The organism is Streptomyces sp. NPDC031121 (genome assembly GCF_055570615.1).
The window spans coordinates 199,953-216,013 of the sequence record NZ_JBVIGV010000005.1; the positions used below are offsets into that span (position 1 = coordinate 199,953).

The window sequence follows — 16,061 nt, forward strand, 5'->3', positions numbered from 1 at the left end:
GGCCTGGGGACGATGAGGTGGGGTTTCGATGAACGCGCCGTACGACGGTGACCGCGCGCAGGGCACTGGCGCGCCCGCGCCCTACCCGGGCGCCGACCCGGGCGCCGCGCCGCCCGGGCAGGTCCCCGCGCCCGCCCCCGGGCCGGACCGGGACCCTTACGTCCAGGACGCCTACGACCGCGACCCGTACCGGTCGCACGACCTGTCGGCCCAGGACCCCGTGGCCGAGGTGCTCTACGACCGGGCCTCCCACCCTCCGCCGCCGCCCGGCACCTACCAGGAGCCGGGGCCGCTGTACGCGGCGCCGCAGACGGCCGCGCCCTCCCCCGACCCGCGCGTGTGGGCGCAGACGCCGCCGCCCGAGCCGGACGGCCCCTCGCGCCACCTCCCGTACGGCGACCGCGCGGGCACCACCGAGTTCGTCGGCGTCGACGCGCTGGTCACCACGGCCGGGGAGGACGAGCCGGAGACCGACGCCTTCGCCCACCTGTACCGGGACCAGCAGGCCACGCCCGGCACCGCCGTCGAGGACGCCCCCGTCGCGGCCCCGGCGCCGAGCAAGCCCGCCGGCCGGGCCTCCGGGCTGCTGAAGTCCAGCGCGCTGATGGCCGCCGGAACGATCGTCTCCCGCATCACCGGCTTCCTGCGGACCCTCGTCATCGCCGCGGCGATCGGCGTCGGCACGTTCAACGACACGTACCAGATCGCCAACACGCTGCCGACGATGATCTACGTGCTGGTGGGCGGAGGCGCGCTGAACGCCGTCTTCATCCCGCAGCTCGTACGGGCCATGAAGAACGACAGCGACGGCGGCGAGGCCTACGCCAACCGGCTGCTGACCCTGGTCGTCGTCCTGCTGGCCGCCATCACCACGATCTGCGTGCTCGCCGCACCGGTGTTCATCACGATGATGTCGCCGAAGATCGCCTCCGACCCCCACCAGATGGACGTCGCGGTCGCGTTCGCCCGCTACTGCCTGCCCACCATGTTCTTCATGGGCGTGCACGTGGTGCTCGGTCAGATCCTCAACGCGCGCGGCAGGTTCGGCGCGATGATGTGGACCCCGGTCCTCAACAACATCGTCGTCATCGCCACGTTCGGGGCGTTCATCTGGGCCTTCGGCGGTTTCACCACCTCCGGTGTCAACGCCTCCACCGTCACCCCCGAGGGCGTGCGCCTGCTCGGCCTCGGTACCCTGCTCGGCCTCGTCGTGCAGGCGCTGGCGATGCTGCCGTACCTGCGCGACGCCGGGTTCTCCCCGCGCCTTCGCTTCGACTGGAAGGGCCACGGCCTCGGCAAGGCCGCCCGCCTCGCCAAGTGGACGTTCTTCTTCGTCCTCGCCAACCAGGTCGGCCTCGTCGTCGTGACCCAGCTCGCCACCTGGGCCGGCTCGGTCGCCGAGAAGCAGGGCCACTCCGGCACCGGTATCACCGCCTACAACTACGCGCTGCTGCTGTGGCAGATGCCGCAGGCCATCATCACCGTCTCCGTCATGACGGCCGTCCTGCCCCGCATCTCCCGCTCCGCCCACGACGGTGACGCGGCCGCCGTCCGCGACGACATCTCCTACGGCCTGCGCACCTCGGCCGTCGCGATCGTGCCCTGTGCCTTCGCCTTCCTCGCCCTCGGCGTCCCGATGGCCACGCTGCTGTACGCGGGTTCAGGCGACGGCGCCCGCAACATCGGCTACGTGCTGATGGCGTTCGGCCTCGGCCTCATCCCCTACTCGGTCCAGTACGTGGTGCTGCGCGGCTTCTACGCCTACGAGGACACCCGCACGCCCTTCTACAACACGGTCATCGTGGCCGCCGTCAACGCGGCCGTCTCCACCGCCGCGTTCTTCGTGCTCCCGGCCCGCTGGGCCGTCGTCGGCATGGCCGCCGCCTACGGGCTCGGCTACACCGTCGGCGTCGGCGTCGCCTGGAAGCGGCTGCGCAAGCGGCTCGGCGGCGACCTCGACGGGGCCCACGTGCGGCGCACCTACGCGCGCCTCACCGGCGCCTGCATCCCCGCGGCCGCCGTGGCGGGCGGTGTCGCGTACGCGGTCACCCAGTGGCTGGGCAGCGGAGTCGCCGGCTCCCTCACGTCGCTGACCGCGGGTCTCATCGCGCTGGCCGCCGTCTTCCTCCTGGCCGCGAAGCGCATGCGCATCGAGGAGCTCAACGCCATGGTCGGGATGGTTCGCGGACGCATGGGGCGCTGATGCGCACAACCGTCGCACTCCTTCGCGTGTCGTGCATAGCGCCGGACTGTGGGCACAATTGGCATGGCTTCGCAGACTGGCCGACAGCGCGTAACGGATGGGGAGGCAGGAACGACGGTGGCGGAACGTAGCACGGCTGCCGTCGACGTGGCCGACAACGGCGGCGACCAGCCGCCTGCCGCTGGTGCGGCCAAGGCCACGGCCGACGGGGTGGAGACCCAGAACGGACGAGCCGCGGACAAACCCGTCCCCGAGGAAAAGGACGGCGAACGCAGGACCGCGGCACCTGCCGCAGCCCCCGAACTCCACAGCGGCCACAAGCTCGCCAGGCGCTACCGCCTGGAGGAGTGCGTCACCCGTCTGGACGGATTCAGCAGCTGGCGTGCGGTGGACGAGAAGCTGCGCCGTGCCGTCGGCGTCCACCTGCTGCCCGCCGACCACCCACGCGCCCGCTCCGTCCTGGCAGCGGCCCGCTCCTCCGCCCTGCTCGGCGACCCCCGGTTCGTCCAGGTCCTCGACGCGGTGGAGGAGAACGACCTCGTCTACGTCGTCCACGAGTGGCTGCCCGACGCCACCGAGCTGACCTCCGTCCTCGCCGCCGGACCGCTGGAGCCCCACGAGGCCTACCAGCTCGTCAGCCAGGTCTCCCAGGCCATGGCCGCCGCCCACCGCGAGGGCCTCTCCCACCTCCGGCTCACGCCCGGCGCGATACTGCGGACCTCCACCGGGCAGTACCGCATCCGCGGCCTCGCCGTGAACGCGGCCCTGCGCGGCATCACCAGCGACACCCCCCAGCGCACCGACACCGAAGCGATCGGTGCGCTGTTGTACGCCTCCCTCACGCAGCGCTGGCCCTACGAGAACGACGCCTACGGGCTTTCCGGCCTCCCCAAGGACGTCGGCCTGATCCCTCCGGACCAGGTGCGCGCCGGCGTGCACCGCGGACTGGGCCAGCTCGCCATGCGCGCCCTCGTCAACGACGGGGCCACCGCATCGCGGCAGGAACCCCCCTGCACCACGCCGGAGGAGCTGGCCAAGGCCGTCGCCGCCATGCCGCGGATCAGACCGCCGGAGCCCGCCTTCACGGCACCGCCCGAGTACCAGCACACCACCTACCAGCAGGGCAGCTACGGCCGCCCGCCGGCGCACCCCGGGACGCCCGTCGCCCAGGCCGTCCCGATGCCCCCGCCGCCCCCGCTGCAGAGCCGTACGGGCCGCGTCCTGAAGTGGGCTGTGGCCGCGCTGCTCATCACCGCGCTGGGCCTGGGCAGCTGGCAGCTGGCCGACACCCTCCTCGACCACGGCAAGGGCGACAGCGGCAGCAGCGGCTCACAGCAGTCCGCCCCCTCCGGCGAGCCCCCGAAGGTGCGGGTGCCCAAGCAGCTGAAGGTGGGCTCCGCGAGCGTCTTCGGCAAGGAGCAGATCAAGAAGGAAGATGTCGACAAAGCCGTGGACGGCGACCGCTCCACCGGGTGGGTCACCAACCACTTCAAGTCGCACGCGAACTTCGGCAACCTCCCCTCCTACGAGGACGGAAGCGGCGTCATCGTCGACCTGGGCAGCGTGCAGGAGGTGACCGGCCTCGAAGCGGACATGTACGCCTCGGGACACAAGGCCCAGGTGCGTGCCGCCGCAGCCGACGCCTCCTCGCCGACCACCCTTTCCGACTTCCCCCAGGAGCTCACGAAGCTGCAGAACACGGGGAAGACGCTGAAGACCAAGCTCGACGGTCCGGTGAAGACCCGCTTCCTGCTGGTGCACATCACCGAGCTGCCTGCCGAGGGCGGCGTCTACCGGGGCGGCATCGACGAGATCAAGGTCATGGGCCTGGTCGACTGAGCGACACGGCCGGACCGCACGGCTGGGGGGCCGCTGTGCACGGGGGCGCTCGTCCCGTGCACAGCGGCCCGCGGTGTCTGCGGCTCCACCCGGCGGCCGCCCCCTCGTGCTCGGGCCGCACAGGCCCTAGTCTCCATGCCGGAGGAAGCGAGGTGTGATGCACGAAGCAACGGCGGACGGCCGCAGCGACCGGGAGCTGCTCGCGTCACACGCCGCCGGCGACCGCGACGCCTTCGCGGAGATCGTGCGCCGCCACCGCGACCGGCTCTGGGCCGTGGCCCTGCGCACCCTGGGGGACCGCGAGGAGGCCGCCGACGCCGTGCAGGACGCGCTTGTCTCCGCCTACCGGGCCGCCCACACCTTCCGGGGCGAGTCCGCCGTCACCACCTGGCTGCACCGGATCACCGTGAACGCCTGCCTCGACCGGGCCCGCAAGGCCGCCGTCCGCAAGACCGCCCCGCTCGACGACACGGAGCGCCTGGAGCGCCTCCTGGAGCCCCACGAGTCGGCCGAGGGCCCTGCCGAACGGGAGGACCTGCACCGCCAGCTCCTCGCCGCCCTGGGGACCCTGCCGGCCGACCAGCGCGCCGCGCTCGTGCTCGTCGACATGCAGGGGTACTCCGTGGCGGAGGCCGCCGACGTGCTCGGCGTCCCCGCCGGCACCGTGAAGAGCCGGTGCGCACGCGGCCGGGCCAAGCTCGTACCGATGCTCACTCATCTGCGCTCGAATGCCGTGGATAACACCGCCGCGGAGCGGGGAAGGAACCGGACGCCGGGGACACCCGTCCCACCAGCGGCAGACCCCGGTCATCCAGCGCCGGGCGCAGACACGGTGAAGGGCGGAGGTGGACGAACGTGACTCCCGCAGCCGACACGATCCGGCACCCGGACGTCTCGGAGATCTCCGACCTGACCGAGGGGCTGCTCCCCCCGGCCCGGACGGCCCAGGTGCGCCGCCATCTGGCCGAGTGCCCCCTGTGCGCCGACGTACTCGCGTCCCTGGAGGAGATCCGCTCCCTGCTCGGCACGCTGCCCGGGCCGCCGCGCATGCCCGCGGACGTCGCCGGACGCATCGACGCGGCCCTCGCCGCCGAGGCGCTGCTGGACTCCACCGCGCCGATGACCGCGGACGCTGCCGCCGGCGCCGAAGCGGGCCGCCCGGCGGAGCCGGCCGCCTCCGGCGTCTCCGCCGCCCCGCCGCCCCGTCCGGGCGCGCGGCGGCCGCCGGGCCACCCGGAAGGAGCAACCGGCCCCGGCCGGCGCCGCGCCAGGCGCCGGATCGCGGTCGTCGCCGGACTGGCGGGCGCCGCGGCGTGCGCCTTCGGCATCCTCCTCGCCGGGGGCCTGTTCGGATCGGGCTCACCCGACACCGCCGCCCGTACCTCCCATTCGCCCACGACGGCTCAGGCACCGGCCGGCGGCACCTACACGGCCCAGGGCCTCCAGGACAGCGTCCGGCGGCTCCTCGGCCCGGCCGGCGGCGCGAAGAAGGCCACTCCTCCAGAGGAGAACACCACCTTCGGAGCGGAGAACGCCCCGCAGAGCCAGGGCGTCGCCCCCGGCGACCGGGCCGCCGGCACGGACGCGTCCGGTGTCCCCGCCTGCGTCCTCGGCGCCACCGGCCGCACCGAGGCCCCGCTCGCCGCCGAACGCGGCAGCTACGAGGGCACGGAGGCCTTCCTCATCGTCCTTCCGCACCCCGGCGACGCCGGCCGCGTCGATGCGTACGTCGTCGGGGCCGGGTGCACCGCCACCCCTTCGGGCGGTGCCGGAGGGCCCCTGCTGACCAGGACCTACCCGCGGAGCTGACAGCTTGGCACCCGGACGGGGACGGCCCGGGAATGGACGCGCCTTAGGATCCGTTGGGTGGGGTGAGACTCCACACCGGCCCCCGGCCAGCAGCGCGCAGTCCACAGAGACGAGGAAGAGACCCGTGAGCGACGTCCGAAACGTGATCATCATCGGTTCCGGGCCGGCCGGATACACGGCCGCCCTCTACACCGCACGCGCTTCGCTCAAGCCGCTCGTCTTCGAGGGCGCCGTCACCGCCGGCGGTGCGCTGATGAACACGACCGAGGTCGAGAACTTCCCGGGCTTCCGCGACGGCATCATGGGCCCGGACCTGATGGACAACATGCGCGGCCAGGCCGAGCGCTTCGGCGCCGAACTCGTCGCGGACGACATCGTGTCCGTGGACCTGGCCGGCGAGATCAAGACCGTCACCGACACGGCCGGCACCGTCCACCGCGCCAAGGCCGTTATCGTCGCCACCGGCTCGCAGCACCGCAAGCTCGGCCTGCCCAACGAGGACGCCCTCTCCGGCCGCGGCGTCTCCTGGTGCGCCACCTGCGACGGTTTCTTCTTCAAGGACCAGGACATCGCCGTCGTCGGCGGCGGCGACACCGCGATCGAAGAGGCCACGTTCCTCTCCCGGTTCGCCAAGTCCGTCACCGTCGTCCACCGCCGCGACGCTCTGCGCGCCTCCAAGGCCATGCAGGACCGCGCCTTCGCCGACCCGAAGATCCGGTTCGCCTGGGACAGCGAGGTCGCCGAGATCCACGGCGAGCAGAAGCTCTCCGGTCTGACGCTGCGCAACACCAAGACCGGCGAGACCTCCGCGCTGCCCGTGACCGGCCTGTTCATCGCCGTCGGCCACGACCCCCGGACCGAGCTCTTCAAGGACCAGCTGGAGCTCGACGACGAGGGCTACCTGAAGGTGGAAGCCCCCTCGACGCGCACCAACGTCACCGGCGTGTTCGGCGCCGGCGACGTCGTCGACCACACGTACCGTCAGGCCATCACCGCCGCGGGCACCGGCTGCTCGGCCGCCCTCGACGCCGAGCGCTTCCTCGCCGCCATCTCGCACGCCGAGAAGGCCCACGCGACGGTCTGACCCAGACTCCCCCCACTCAACACCCCGCAGGAAGAAATAGGAGGCCGCTGTGGCCGGCACCCTCAAGAACGTGACCGACGCCGACTTCGAGACCGAGGTCCTCAAGAGCACCAAGCCCGTCCTGGTGGACTTCTGGGCCGAGTGGTGCGGCCCCTGCCGCCAGATCGCGCCGTCCCTGGAGGCCATCGCCGCCGAGTACGGCGACCAGATCGAGGTCGTCAAGCTCAACATCGACCAGAACCCGAGCACGGCGGCCAAGTACGGCGTCATGTCCATCCCGACCCTGAACGTCTACCAGGGCGGTGAGGTCGTCAAGACCATCGTCGGTGCCAAGCCCAAGGCGGCCATCCTGCGCGACCTGAGCGACTTCGTCGGGGGCCCGACCGCCTGACAGCAGTCATCTCCGCGATGTTTCACGTGAAACGGGGCTGCCCCTGAGGGGCGGCCCCGTTTCACATGTGCGGCCCCGTCCGGAGCCGCGGCGTTCACAGGGGGCGCAGCGCCGGCTCCTTGCGGGCCCCTCCGAGGAGGCGGTCCAGCGCCAGCTCCACGTCCTCCTTCCAGGACAGCGTGGAGCGCAGCTCCAACCGCAGCCGCGGGTGCAGGGCGTGCGGCCGGACCGTCTTGAAGCCCACCGCCAGGAGGTGGTCGGCGGGGAGCAGGCAGGCCGGCCCCTCCCAGCGGGCGTCGCCGAACGCCTCGATGGCGCGGAACCCGCGCCGCAGCAGGTCCTTGGCCACCGTCTGCACCATCACCCGCCCCAGCCCCTGCCCCTGGTACCCCGGGCTGATCCACGCGGTGATCAGCTGCACCGCGTCAGGTGAGACCGGGCTCGTCGGGAAGGCCGTCGAGCGGGGGACATAGGCAGGTGGCGCGTACATCACGAAGCCGACCGGGACCTCGTCGACGTAGACGACGCGGCCGCACGAACCCCACTCCAGCAGGACGGCGGAGATCCACCCCTCTTTTTCGAGTTCGGACGTCCCTGCCTTCACGGCGGCCTCGCCGCTGACCGGATCCAGCTCCCAGAACACGCAGGACCGGCAACGCCGAGGCAGGTCCCGCAGGTTGTCCAGTGTGAGTGGTACCAACCGACGCCCCATGAGCGCATCGTATCCAGAGCCCGAATCAGGAGAAACCGCTACAAGCCAAAGGGGCGGACCGCCCCGGCAGCACCGGCGCGCTCCGCCCCTTGGCGGGCGGGAGGTCACTCCGCGGACTGCCCCTGCTCCAGCACCCGGCCCTCGCCGGGGGCCAGGGTCGCCAGGATCCGCTCCAGATCCTCCATCGAGGCGAACTCGACGGTGATCTTGCCCTTCTTCTGTCCCAGGTCGACCTTCACCCGCGTCTCGAAACGGTCCGACAGCCGCGTCGCCAGCTCGCTGAGGGCCGGGGACACCCGGCCGCCCGCACGGGGGCCCTTCGGCTTCACCGCGGCCGCCGGCTCCGAGCTCATGAGCGAGACGATCTCCTCGACCGAACGCACGGACAGGCCTTCCGCGACGATGCGGGCCGCGAGCTGGTCCTGGGCCTCCGGGTCTTCGACACCGAGCAGAGCACGGGCGTGGCCGGCCAGCAGGACACCGGCAGCCACCCGGCGCTGCACCTTCGGCGACAGCTTCAGGAGCCGGAGGGTGTTCGTCACCTGTGGACGAGAACGGCCGATGCGGTCCGCGAGCTCGTCGTGGGTGCAGTTGAAGTCCCGCAGCAGCTGGTCGTAGGCTGCGGCCTCTTCCAGCGGGTTCAGCTGCGCCCGGTGGAGGTTCTCCAGCAGGGCGTCCAGCAGCATCTTGTCGTCTTCGGTGGCCCGGATGATCGCCGGGATGCGCTGGAGGCCGGCCTCCCTGCAGGCGCGCAGGCGCCGCTCGCCCATGATCAGCTCGTAGCCGCCGGCCGAAGCCCGCCGTACGACGATCGGCTGGAGCAGTCCCACCTCCCGGATGGAAGTGACCAGCTCGGCCAGGGCGCCACCGTCGAAGACCTCACGGGGCTGCCACGGGTTCGCCTCGATCTCGTCCACGGCGATTTCCGCGAAGGTGGCTCCCGCCACCTCGCCGGCCGCGGGTTCCGCCGTGATCGTGCCGCTCGGCTCGGCGACCGCGATCGATGTTTCACGTGAAACATCGGCCTGCGCGAGGGAGGTCAGCTTCGCCGCGGCGATCCCCCGCTCGGAAGCAGGCCCCGGCAGGGCGGCTGCCACCGGCCCCGTGCCCGCCGCGGGCGTGCGCTCCTGGGGAGCCGCGGGGATCAGCGCGCCGAGCCCCCGCCCCAGACCCCTACGTCGCTCACTCATTGGATCCCCTCCGCCATGCTCTGCGTGCTGTTCATGCCCGCGCCCACGTGGGCGTTGCGGCCGTCGTAATGGAGTCCGGCCCCCCGCAGCGCCATCTCCCGCGCCGCTTCCATGTAGGAGAGGGCGCCGCTGGAGCCCGGGTCGTAGGTGAGAACCGTCTGCCCGTAGCTCGGCGCCTCGGAGATGCGCACCGACCGGGGGATGCTCGTCCGCAGCACCTCGCTCCCGAAGTGGGTGCGGACCTCCTCCGCCACCTGGGAGGCCAGCCGCGTCCTGCCGTCGTACATCGTCAGCAGGATCGTGGACACGTGCAGCGCCGGGTTCAGGTGTGCCCGCACCAGGTCGACGTTGCGCAGCAGCTGGCCGAGCCCCTCCAGGGCGTAGTACTCGCACTGGATCGGAATCAGGACCTCGGCTCCAGCGACCATCGCGTTGACCGTCAGCAGGCCCAGGGAAGGCGGGCAGTCGATGAGGATGTAGTCCAGCGGCTGCTCGTACGCCTGGATGGCCCGCTGGAGGCGGCTTTCGCGCGCCACGAGCGAGACGAGCTCGATCTCCGCGCCTGCGAGGTCGATGGTGGCCGGGGCGCAGAAGAGGCCTTCCACGTCCACGACGGGCTGGACGACTTCGAGCAGCGGGCGGCTGTCCACCAGGACGTCGTAGATGGAGGGGACCTCGGCGTGGTGGTCGATGCCGAGCGCGGTGGAGGCGTTGCCCTGCGGGTCGAGGTCGATGACCAGGACGCGTGCACCGTGCAGGGCCAGGGAGGCCGCGAGGTTCACCGTCGTCGTGGTCTTGCCCACGCCGCCCTTCTGGTTGGCGACCACGATCACCCTGGTCTGCGCCGGCCTCGGCAGCCCCTCACCCGAACGGGCCAGCGGCTCGACCGCGAAGGACGCGCCGCCCAGGGAGGCGTCGTTGTCGACAGGAGGCGGGGGCGGTGTTTCACGTGAAACATCGCCGCCCGCCGATTCGGAGCGGGGACCGGGGACCGGATCGGCCATCGGCCCCGCGAGGTTGGCGTCGGACCGCACGGTGTCACTCTCCTCGACATCAGGCTCGGGCTGAAGAGAGCCTGCCATGGCACCGGGGTCGCGAACCAGCGGGGCCCGTGTACCTGTGGATGAATCCACACCTGTGGACAACTCTGTCCCCCCTGCCTCCTTGCGGGAGCGGGGGGCCGCGGCCGCACGGCCGCGACTGATGATTCCGTGCAGCAGAGAGCGACGTTTCACGTGAAACACGATGCCGAAACGCAGCCTTCAGGCCCCTCCGACACTCCGAAATCCACACCTATCGGGCACAACGGGGCCGATGGCGGACCCGCCGCACCCGAGTGGGCGCCTCGGTCAGCGGCGCCGGCGGACGCGCCCGACCCGGGCCGCCTTCGCCCGCTTGGCGGCGAACCTCACCCCGCCGGGGCTCTCGCCGACCTCCACCCGGACCACCGTCGACATGGGATCCACCACACCCTCGCCGACGTGCAGCACCGAGGTCTTCACCACACCGAGCTTGGCGAGCGCGGTCTTCGCCGCCACCAGCTCCTCCTCCGCGGTGTCGCCCTTGAGGGCCAGCATCTCGCCGTACGGGCGCAGCAGCGGCACGCCCCAGCCCGCGAGCCGGTCCAGCGGGGCCACCGCACGCGCGGTCACCACGTGCACCGGCGGCACCTTGCCGAGCATCTCCTCGGCGCGGCCGCGGACCACCGTGACGTGGTCCAGCCCCAGCAGCTCCACGGCTTCCTGGAGGAAGGTGGTGCGCCGCAGCAGGGGCTCCAGCAGCGTGATCTTGAGGTCCCGCCGTACGAGGGCCAGCGGGATGCCGGGGAGGCCGGCGCCGGAGCCCACGTCGCACACGGTGACGCCCTCGGGGACGACCTCCGACAGGACGGCGCAGTTCAGCAGGTGCCGCTCCCACAGGCGCGGGACCTCGCGCGGGCCGATCAGGCCGCGCTTGACGCCCGCGTCGGCCAGCAGCTCCGCATACCGCACAGCTTCCGGGAAAAACTCGCCGAACACCGCGCGCGCCTGCTCGGGTGCCGGGGGAAGCTCCGCTGCCTCCGTCACGGGGGACCGTCCTTCCGTATCGCGTACCGCGTGGATCGAGGGGATGCACCGCTCGGGCGGGGCAGGCCCGCCCGGCAATGCCAGGCTGACAAACATCGGCCCCGTCTGCGAGACAGACGGGGCCGAGGACTCGGGCTCGGGGTCAGGCCGGGAGCACGACGACGAAGCGCTGCGGCTCCTCGCCCTCCGACTCGCTCTTCAGCCCGGCGGCCGCCACGGCGTCGTGGACGACCTTGCGCTCGAACGGCGTCATGGGGGCGAGCTTCACCGGCTCACCGGACGCCTTGACGTCGGCCGCGGCCTTGGCGCCGACGGCCGCCAGCTCCTCGCGCTTCTTGGCCCGGAAGCCGCCGATGTCCAGCATCAGGCGGCTGCGGTCGCCGGTCTCGCGGTGGACGGCGAGGCGGGTGAGCTCCTGCAGGGCCTCCAGGACCTCGCCGTCGCGGCCGACGAGCTTCTGCAGGTCGCGGCTGCCCGAGTCGCTGACGATCGACACCGAGGCGCGGTCGGCCTCGACGTCCATGTCGATGTCGCCGTCGAGGTCGGCGATGTCCAGCAGACCCTCGAGGTAGTCGGCCGCGATCTCACCCTCCTGCTCGAGGCGGGTGAGGGTGTCGCCACTCTGGGCGGCGGCGGTGGTGGTGCCTTCCGTCACGGGAGGGACTCCTTCTTACTTCTTGGGAGAGGGCTTGGAGGGCGTCTGGCGCTGCGACTTCGTCTGGCGCTTGGGCTGCTGGCGCTTGGGGGCGCCGCCGCTCGCCGCATCGGCGTCCGCCGTGACCACGGCGCTCTTGACGACGGAGCCGTCGGCCTGGGCGGCCAGGCCCTGCTTCGTCAGCGACGTGATGAACTTGCGCTCGATCTCGTTGCGGTCCGGGCCCTTGGCCACGATCGACGCGACGATCTTCTTCCGGCCCCGGCCCTTGACGCCCTCGTGCGAGGAGACGTGCTTGAGGAGGCGCGTCAGGTACTGGTCCTGGGCCTTGCTGCCCGGCGTCGGGTTCTGGTTGATCACGTACATCTGCTGGCCCATGGTCCAGACGTTGGTGGTCAGCCAGTAGACGAGGACACCGACGGGGAAGTTGACGCCCATGACCGCGAAGATCACCGGGAAGATGTACATGAGCATCTTCTGCTGCTGCATGAACGGCGTCTTGACCGTGAGGTCGACGTTCTTCTGCATCAGCTGGCGCTGCGTGTAGAACTGCGACAGCGACATCATGATGATCATGACTGCGGTCACGATGCGGACATCGGTCAGGGAGGCGCCGAGCGCGGCGACCTTCTCCTCGCTGTCCATGAACTTCGCCGCGATCGGGGCGCCGAAGATGCGGGCGGACCGGGCGCTGTCGACGAGCTGCTCGTCCAGGACGCCGATGGTCTTGCCGTCGGCGATGGTCGCGAGCACGTGGTAGAGGGCGAAGAAGAACGGGGACTGCGCCAGGATGGGGAGGCACGAGGAGAGCGGGTTGGTGCCCGTCTCCTTGTACAGCTTCATCATCTCTTCGGACTGGCGCTGCTTGTCGTTCTTGTAGCGCTCCTGGATCGCCTTCATCTTCGGCTGGAGCGCCTGCATGCCGCGCGTCGCCTTGATCTGCTTCACGAAGAGCGGGATCAGGCAGATGCGGATCAGGACCACGAGGGACACGATGGACAGGCCCCAGGCCCACCCACTGTCCGCACCGAAGATCGCACCGTACAGCGAGTGGAACTGCACGATGATCCACGAGACGGGCGTGGTGATAAAGCTGAACAGACTGGCAATCGTGTCCACTAATCAGGCTCCTTGAGCATTGCGAGATCTACGCAACGCACTGCGCAGCTGCTCGTGCCAACGCGGGCGTTTACGAGGTGGGACATGGTCCACGCCGCCTGCGGTCCACGGGTTGCACCGCAGGATCCGCCAGACGGTCAGAACCGTCCCCTTCACCGCACCATGCCGGTCGATGGCCGTGAACCCGTAGCGCGAGCACGAGGGGTAATAACGGCACACCGGGCCGAGCAGCGGACTGATCGTCCACTGGTACAGCTTGATCAGAGCGAGCAGCGGGTACTTCATCGAGCTGCGCCTCCCAGGAGCCGCAGCAGGGCGGCATCCAGGTCCCGGGCCAGATCCTCGGGGCCGGCATCGCCCGATCCGGGCAGTGCCCGCACCACCACCAGGCTACCGGCGGGGAGCCGGGTCAGCCGTTCGCGCACCAGATGGCGCAGCCGGCGCTTGACCCGGTTCCGGACCACGGCACCGCCCACGGCCTTGCTGACGACGAAACCCGCACGCGTCGGGGGATCAGTCTCCCCCGGCTCGTGCGGGTCCGTTGCACCGCTTGTACGTAGGTGGACGACGAGGAGCGGGCGACCGGCCCTGCGGCCCCGTCGTACCGCGCTCGCGAAGTCCTCGCGCCGCCTCAGCCGATTGTCGGGAGACAGCACGACGTCACTACCTGCGTGTGGTTACGCGGAGAGGGCAGAGCGGCCCTTGCTGCGGCGGTTCGCCAGGATGGCGCGGCCGGCGCGCGTACGCATCCGCAGGCGGAAGCCGTGGGTCTTGGCGCGGCGGCGGTTGTTCGGCTGGAAGGTGCGCTTGCTCACTCGGGGGCTCCAGAGAATGAATCGTTGTGGCGGGACATCGCCTGGCTGTCACCGTGCGCCCACGAGGAAGCTCGCGTGTTCGCCCGAGTGGCACCGCTCAACGATCACGAACTAGTGATCCTCGCCCATCGGTAGGCAGGCGGCAGCAGCCATCGACAACTCGACCTCGTTACGGTACGCGCGGCTACGCCATCCGGTCAAACCGAGGCGATGCCACCCCGCGCTGTGCACAGGCTGTGGACAACGACTTGAACCGTACCGGTTGCGCTGACTACCGTTGTCTGACCCTGGATTTTTTGTCCCGACCGTCCCAAAGAACCACACATTCGTGGGACCCCTGTGAGAGAGCGTGCCCTGTGGCTGACGTACCTGCCGATCTTGCCGCAGTGTGGCCACGGGTGCTCGACAAGCTCCTGGGGGAGGGCCAGCAGGCGATCGAGCCCAAGGACCAGCAGTGGATCGAGCGCTGCCAGCCCCTGGCCCTGGTCGCCGACACCGCGCTGCTCGCCGTTCCCAACGAGTACGGCAAGCGCGTCCTGGAGGGCCGCCTCGCCCCGCTGATCAGCGATGCGCTGAGCCGCGAGTGCGGCCGCCCCATCCGCATCGCCATCACCGTCGACGACTCGGCCGGCGAGCCCGCGCCCATGGCGCCTCCGGCCCCGCAGCGCGGTGAGGCGTACGAGCCGTACGGCGGCCAGCGCCCCGTCGGGCACGCCGGCCCCGGCGACGACCAGCTGCCGACGGCCAGGCCCGCCTACCCGGACTACCAGCAGCCGCGCCCGGAGCCGGGCGCCTGGCCCCGCGGCGGCCAGCAGGACGACTACGGCTGGCAGCAGCCCCGCCTCGGCGGCTTCCCGGAGCGCGACCCCTATGCCTCCCCGCAGCCCGGCTACCTCCAGCAGCCCGACTCCGGCGGCTACGAGCAGGGCCCGTACGACCAGAACGGCTACGAGCAGGGCTCCTACGAGCAGAAGCCGTACGAGTCCTACGACCCGCAGCCGCCGCTCCCCTACGAGAAGCAGCAGTACGAGCAGGCCGCGCCGCGCCCGGCGCCCGGCCGGCCCGCGCCGCCGGCGCCGTCCTCCGGCTCCACGTCGGGCCCGCTGGAGCCGACGGCCCGGCTGAACCCGAAGTACCTCTTCGACACCTTCGTCATCGGTGCGTCCAACCGCTTCGCACACGCGGCCGCCGTGGCCGTGGCAGAGGCGCCCGCCAAGGCGTACAACCCGCTCTTCATCTACGGCGAGTCCGGCCTGGGCAAGACGCACCTGCTGCACGCCATCGGGCACTACGCGCGCAGCCTGTACCCGGGGACGCGGGTGCGCTACGTGAGCTCGGAGGAGTTCACCAACGAGTTCATCAACTCCATCCGCGACGGCAAGGGCGACGCGTTCCGCAAGCGCTACCGCGAGATGGACATCCTGCTGGTCGACGACATCCAGTTCCTCGCGAGCAAGGAGTCGACGCAGGAGGAGTTCTTCCACACCTTCAACACGCTGCACAACGCGAACAAGCAGATCGTGTTGTCCTCCGACCGGCCGCCGAAGCAGCTCGTCACCCTGGAGGACCGGCTCCGCAACCGCTTCGAGTGGGGTCTGATCACGGACGTCCAGCCGCCCGAGCTGGAGACGCGGATCGCGATCCTGCGCAAGAAGGCGGTGCAGGAGCAGCTCAACGCGCCGCCGGAGGTACTGGAGTTCATCGCCTCCCGCATCTCGCGCAACATCCGCGAGCTGGAGGGCGCCCTGATCCGGGTCACCGCCTTCGCGAGCCTGAACCGGCAGCCGGTCGACCTGGGCCTGACCGAGGACGTCCTGAAGAACCTGATCCCCGGCGGCGAGGACTCTGCGCCCGAGATCACGGCCGGGGACATCATGGCGGCGACCGCCGGCTACTTCGGCCTGACGGTGGACGACCTGTGCGGCTCCTCGCGCAGCCGGGTGCTGGTCACGGCGCGGCAGATCGCGATGTACCTCTGCCGGGAGCTGACGGACCTCTCCCTGCCGAAGATCGGCGCGCACTTCGGCGGCCGCGACCACACGACCGTCATGCACGCGGACCGCAAGATCCGCGCCCTGATGGCGGAGCGGCGGTCCATCTACAACCAGGTCACCGAGCTCACCAACCGCATCAAGAACGCCTGAGACGGCGCTTCGTCCACAGCATCCACAGGTCGGC

Annotated in this window: 16 protein-coding genes; 7 read left to right on the top strand and 9 right to left on the bottom strand. The window is 71.1% G+C overall.

Going from position 1 to position 16,061, the window contains the following annotated elements:
- Window positions 1-28 precede the first annotated feature (28 nt).
- From murJ to trxA, 6 genes are all read left to right on the top strand, one after another.
- A complete protein-coding gene (gene murJ / locus ACZ462_RS11080; protein WP_467807454.1) occupies window positions 29-2,203 on the top strand; it encodes a murein biosynthesis integral membrane protein MurJ in 2,175 nt (724 codons plus the stop codon).
- Window positions 2,204-2,320: 117 nt separating this feature from the next.
- Window positions 2,321-4,042 carry a protein kinase family protein gene (locus ACZ462_RS11085; protein WP_467807453.1) on the top strand — a complete coding sequence of 574 codons (1,722 nt, stop codon included), beginning with the start codon at window positions 2,321-2,323 and terminating at the stop codon, window positions 4,040-4,042.
- Window positions 4,043-4,199: 157 nt separating this feature from the next.
- Window positions 4,200-4,901: an RNA polymerase sigma factor SigM gene (gene sigM, locus ACZ462_RS11090; protein ID WP_467807451.1), complete on the top strand. Its 702-nt coding sequence runs from the start codon at window positions 4,200-4,202 to the stop codon at window positions 4,899-4,901.
- Window positions 4,898-5,851, top strand: coding sequence for an anti-sigma factor family protein (locus ACZ462_RS11095; RefSeq protein WP_467807450.1), 954 nt, complete (start codon window positions 4,898-4,900; stop codon window positions 5,849-5,851). Before sigM ends, ACZ462_RS11095 begins: the two co-directional genes overlap by 4 nt.
- A gap of 124 nt (window positions 5,852-5,975) precedes the next feature.
- Window positions 5,976-6,935: a thioredoxin-disulfide reductase gene (gene trxB / locus ACZ462_RS11100; protein ID WP_467807448.1), complete on the top strand. Its 960-nt coding sequence runs from the start codon at window positions 5,976-5,978 to the stop codon at window positions 6,933-6,935.
- Window positions 6,936-6,984: 49 nt separating this feature from the next.
- A complete protein-coding gene (gene trxA / locus ACZ462_RS11105) occupies window positions 6,985-7,326 on the top strand; it encodes a thioredoxin (RefSeq protein WP_467807447.1) in 342 nt (113 codons plus the stop codon).
- Between the two features lie 94 nt (window positions 7,327-7,420).
- On the opposite strand, the gene ACZ462_RS11110 is transcribed toward trxA, so the two are convergent.
- The 9 genes from ACZ462_RS11110 to rpmH all read right to left on the bottom strand — a co-directional run bounded on the left by ACZ462_RS11110 (window position 7,421) and on the right by rpmH (window position 13,883).
- Window positions 7,421-8,038 (bottom strand): GNAT family N-acetyltransferase, encoded by a 618-nt coding sequence (locus tag ACZ462_RS11110; protein ID WP_467807446.1) that lies wholly within the window; start codon window positions 8,036-8,038, stop codon window positions 7,421-7,423.
- Window positions 8,039-8,142: 104 nt separating this feature from the next.
- Complete coding sequence (locus ACZ462_RS11115; RefSeq protein WP_467807445.1) at window positions 8,143-9,228, bottom strand: ParB/RepB/Spo0J family partition protein; 1,086 nt, start codon at window positions 9,226-9,228, stop codon at window positions 8,143-8,145.
- The gene (locus tag ACZ462_RS11120) at window positions 9,225-10,310 is read right to left on the bottom strand and encodes a ParA family protein (protein ID WP_467807444.1); all 1,086 of its coding nucleotides are present in this window, start codon (window positions 10,308-10,310) and stop codon (window positions 9,225-9,227) included. Before ACZ462_RS11120 ends, ACZ462_RS11115 begins: the two co-directional genes overlap by 4 nt.
- A 267-nt stretch (window positions 10,311-10,577) precedes the next feature.
- A complete protein-coding gene (gene rsmG / locus ACZ462_RS11125; RefSeq protein ID WP_467807443.1) occupies window positions 10,578-11,294 on the bottom strand; it encodes a 16S rRNA (guanine(527)-N(7))-methyltransferase RsmG in 717 nt (238 codons plus the stop codon).
- Between the two features lie 142 nt (window positions 11,295-11,436).
- Entirely contained in the window at window positions 11,437-11,949 is a 513-nt protein-coding gene (locus ACZ462_RS11130) for a Jag family protein (protein WP_467807441.1), read from the bottom strand.
- A gap of 15 nt (window positions 11,950-11,964) precedes the next feature.
- Window positions 11,965-13,068 (bottom strand): membrane protein insertase YidC, encoded by a 1,104-nt coding sequence (gene yidC / locus ACZ462_RS11135; RefSeq protein ID WP_467807439.1) that lies wholly within the window; start codon window positions 13,066-13,068, stop codon window positions 11,965-11,967.
- A gap of 3 nt (window positions 13,069-13,071) precedes the next feature.
- Window positions 13,072-13,353 carry a membrane protein insertion efficiency factor YidD gene (yidD, locus tag ACZ462_RS11140; protein ID WP_114058348.1) on the bottom strand — a complete coding sequence of 94 codons (282 nt, stop codon included), beginning with the start codon at window positions 13,351-13,353 and terminating at the stop codon, window positions 13,072-13,074.
- Complete coding sequence (rnpA, locus tag ACZ462_RS11145; protein WP_125542062.1) at window positions 13,350-13,724, bottom strand: ribonuclease P protein component; 375 nt, start codon at window positions 13,722-13,724, stop codon at window positions 13,350-13,352. The genes yidD and rnpA overlap by 4 nt, the downstream gene beginning before the upstream one ends.
- Window positions 13,725-13,745: 21 nt before the next feature.
- Window positions 13,746-13,883 carry a 50S ribosomal protein L34 gene (gene rpmH, locus ACZ462_RS11150; protein WP_007265229.1) on the bottom strand — a complete coding sequence of 46 codons (138 nt, stop codon included), beginning with the start codon at window positions 13,881-13,883 and terminating at the stop codon, window positions 13,746-13,748.
- A 356-nt stretch (window positions 13,884-14,239) separates the two neighbouring features.
- Between rpmH and dnaA the strand changes: the two genes are divergently transcribed.
- Entirely contained in the window at window positions 14,240-16,027 is a 1,788-nt protein-coding gene (gene dnaA / locus ACZ462_RS11155; protein ID WP_467807437.1) for a chromosomal replication initiator protein DnaA, read from the top strand.
- Window positions 16,028-16,061: the final 34 nt, after the last annotated feature.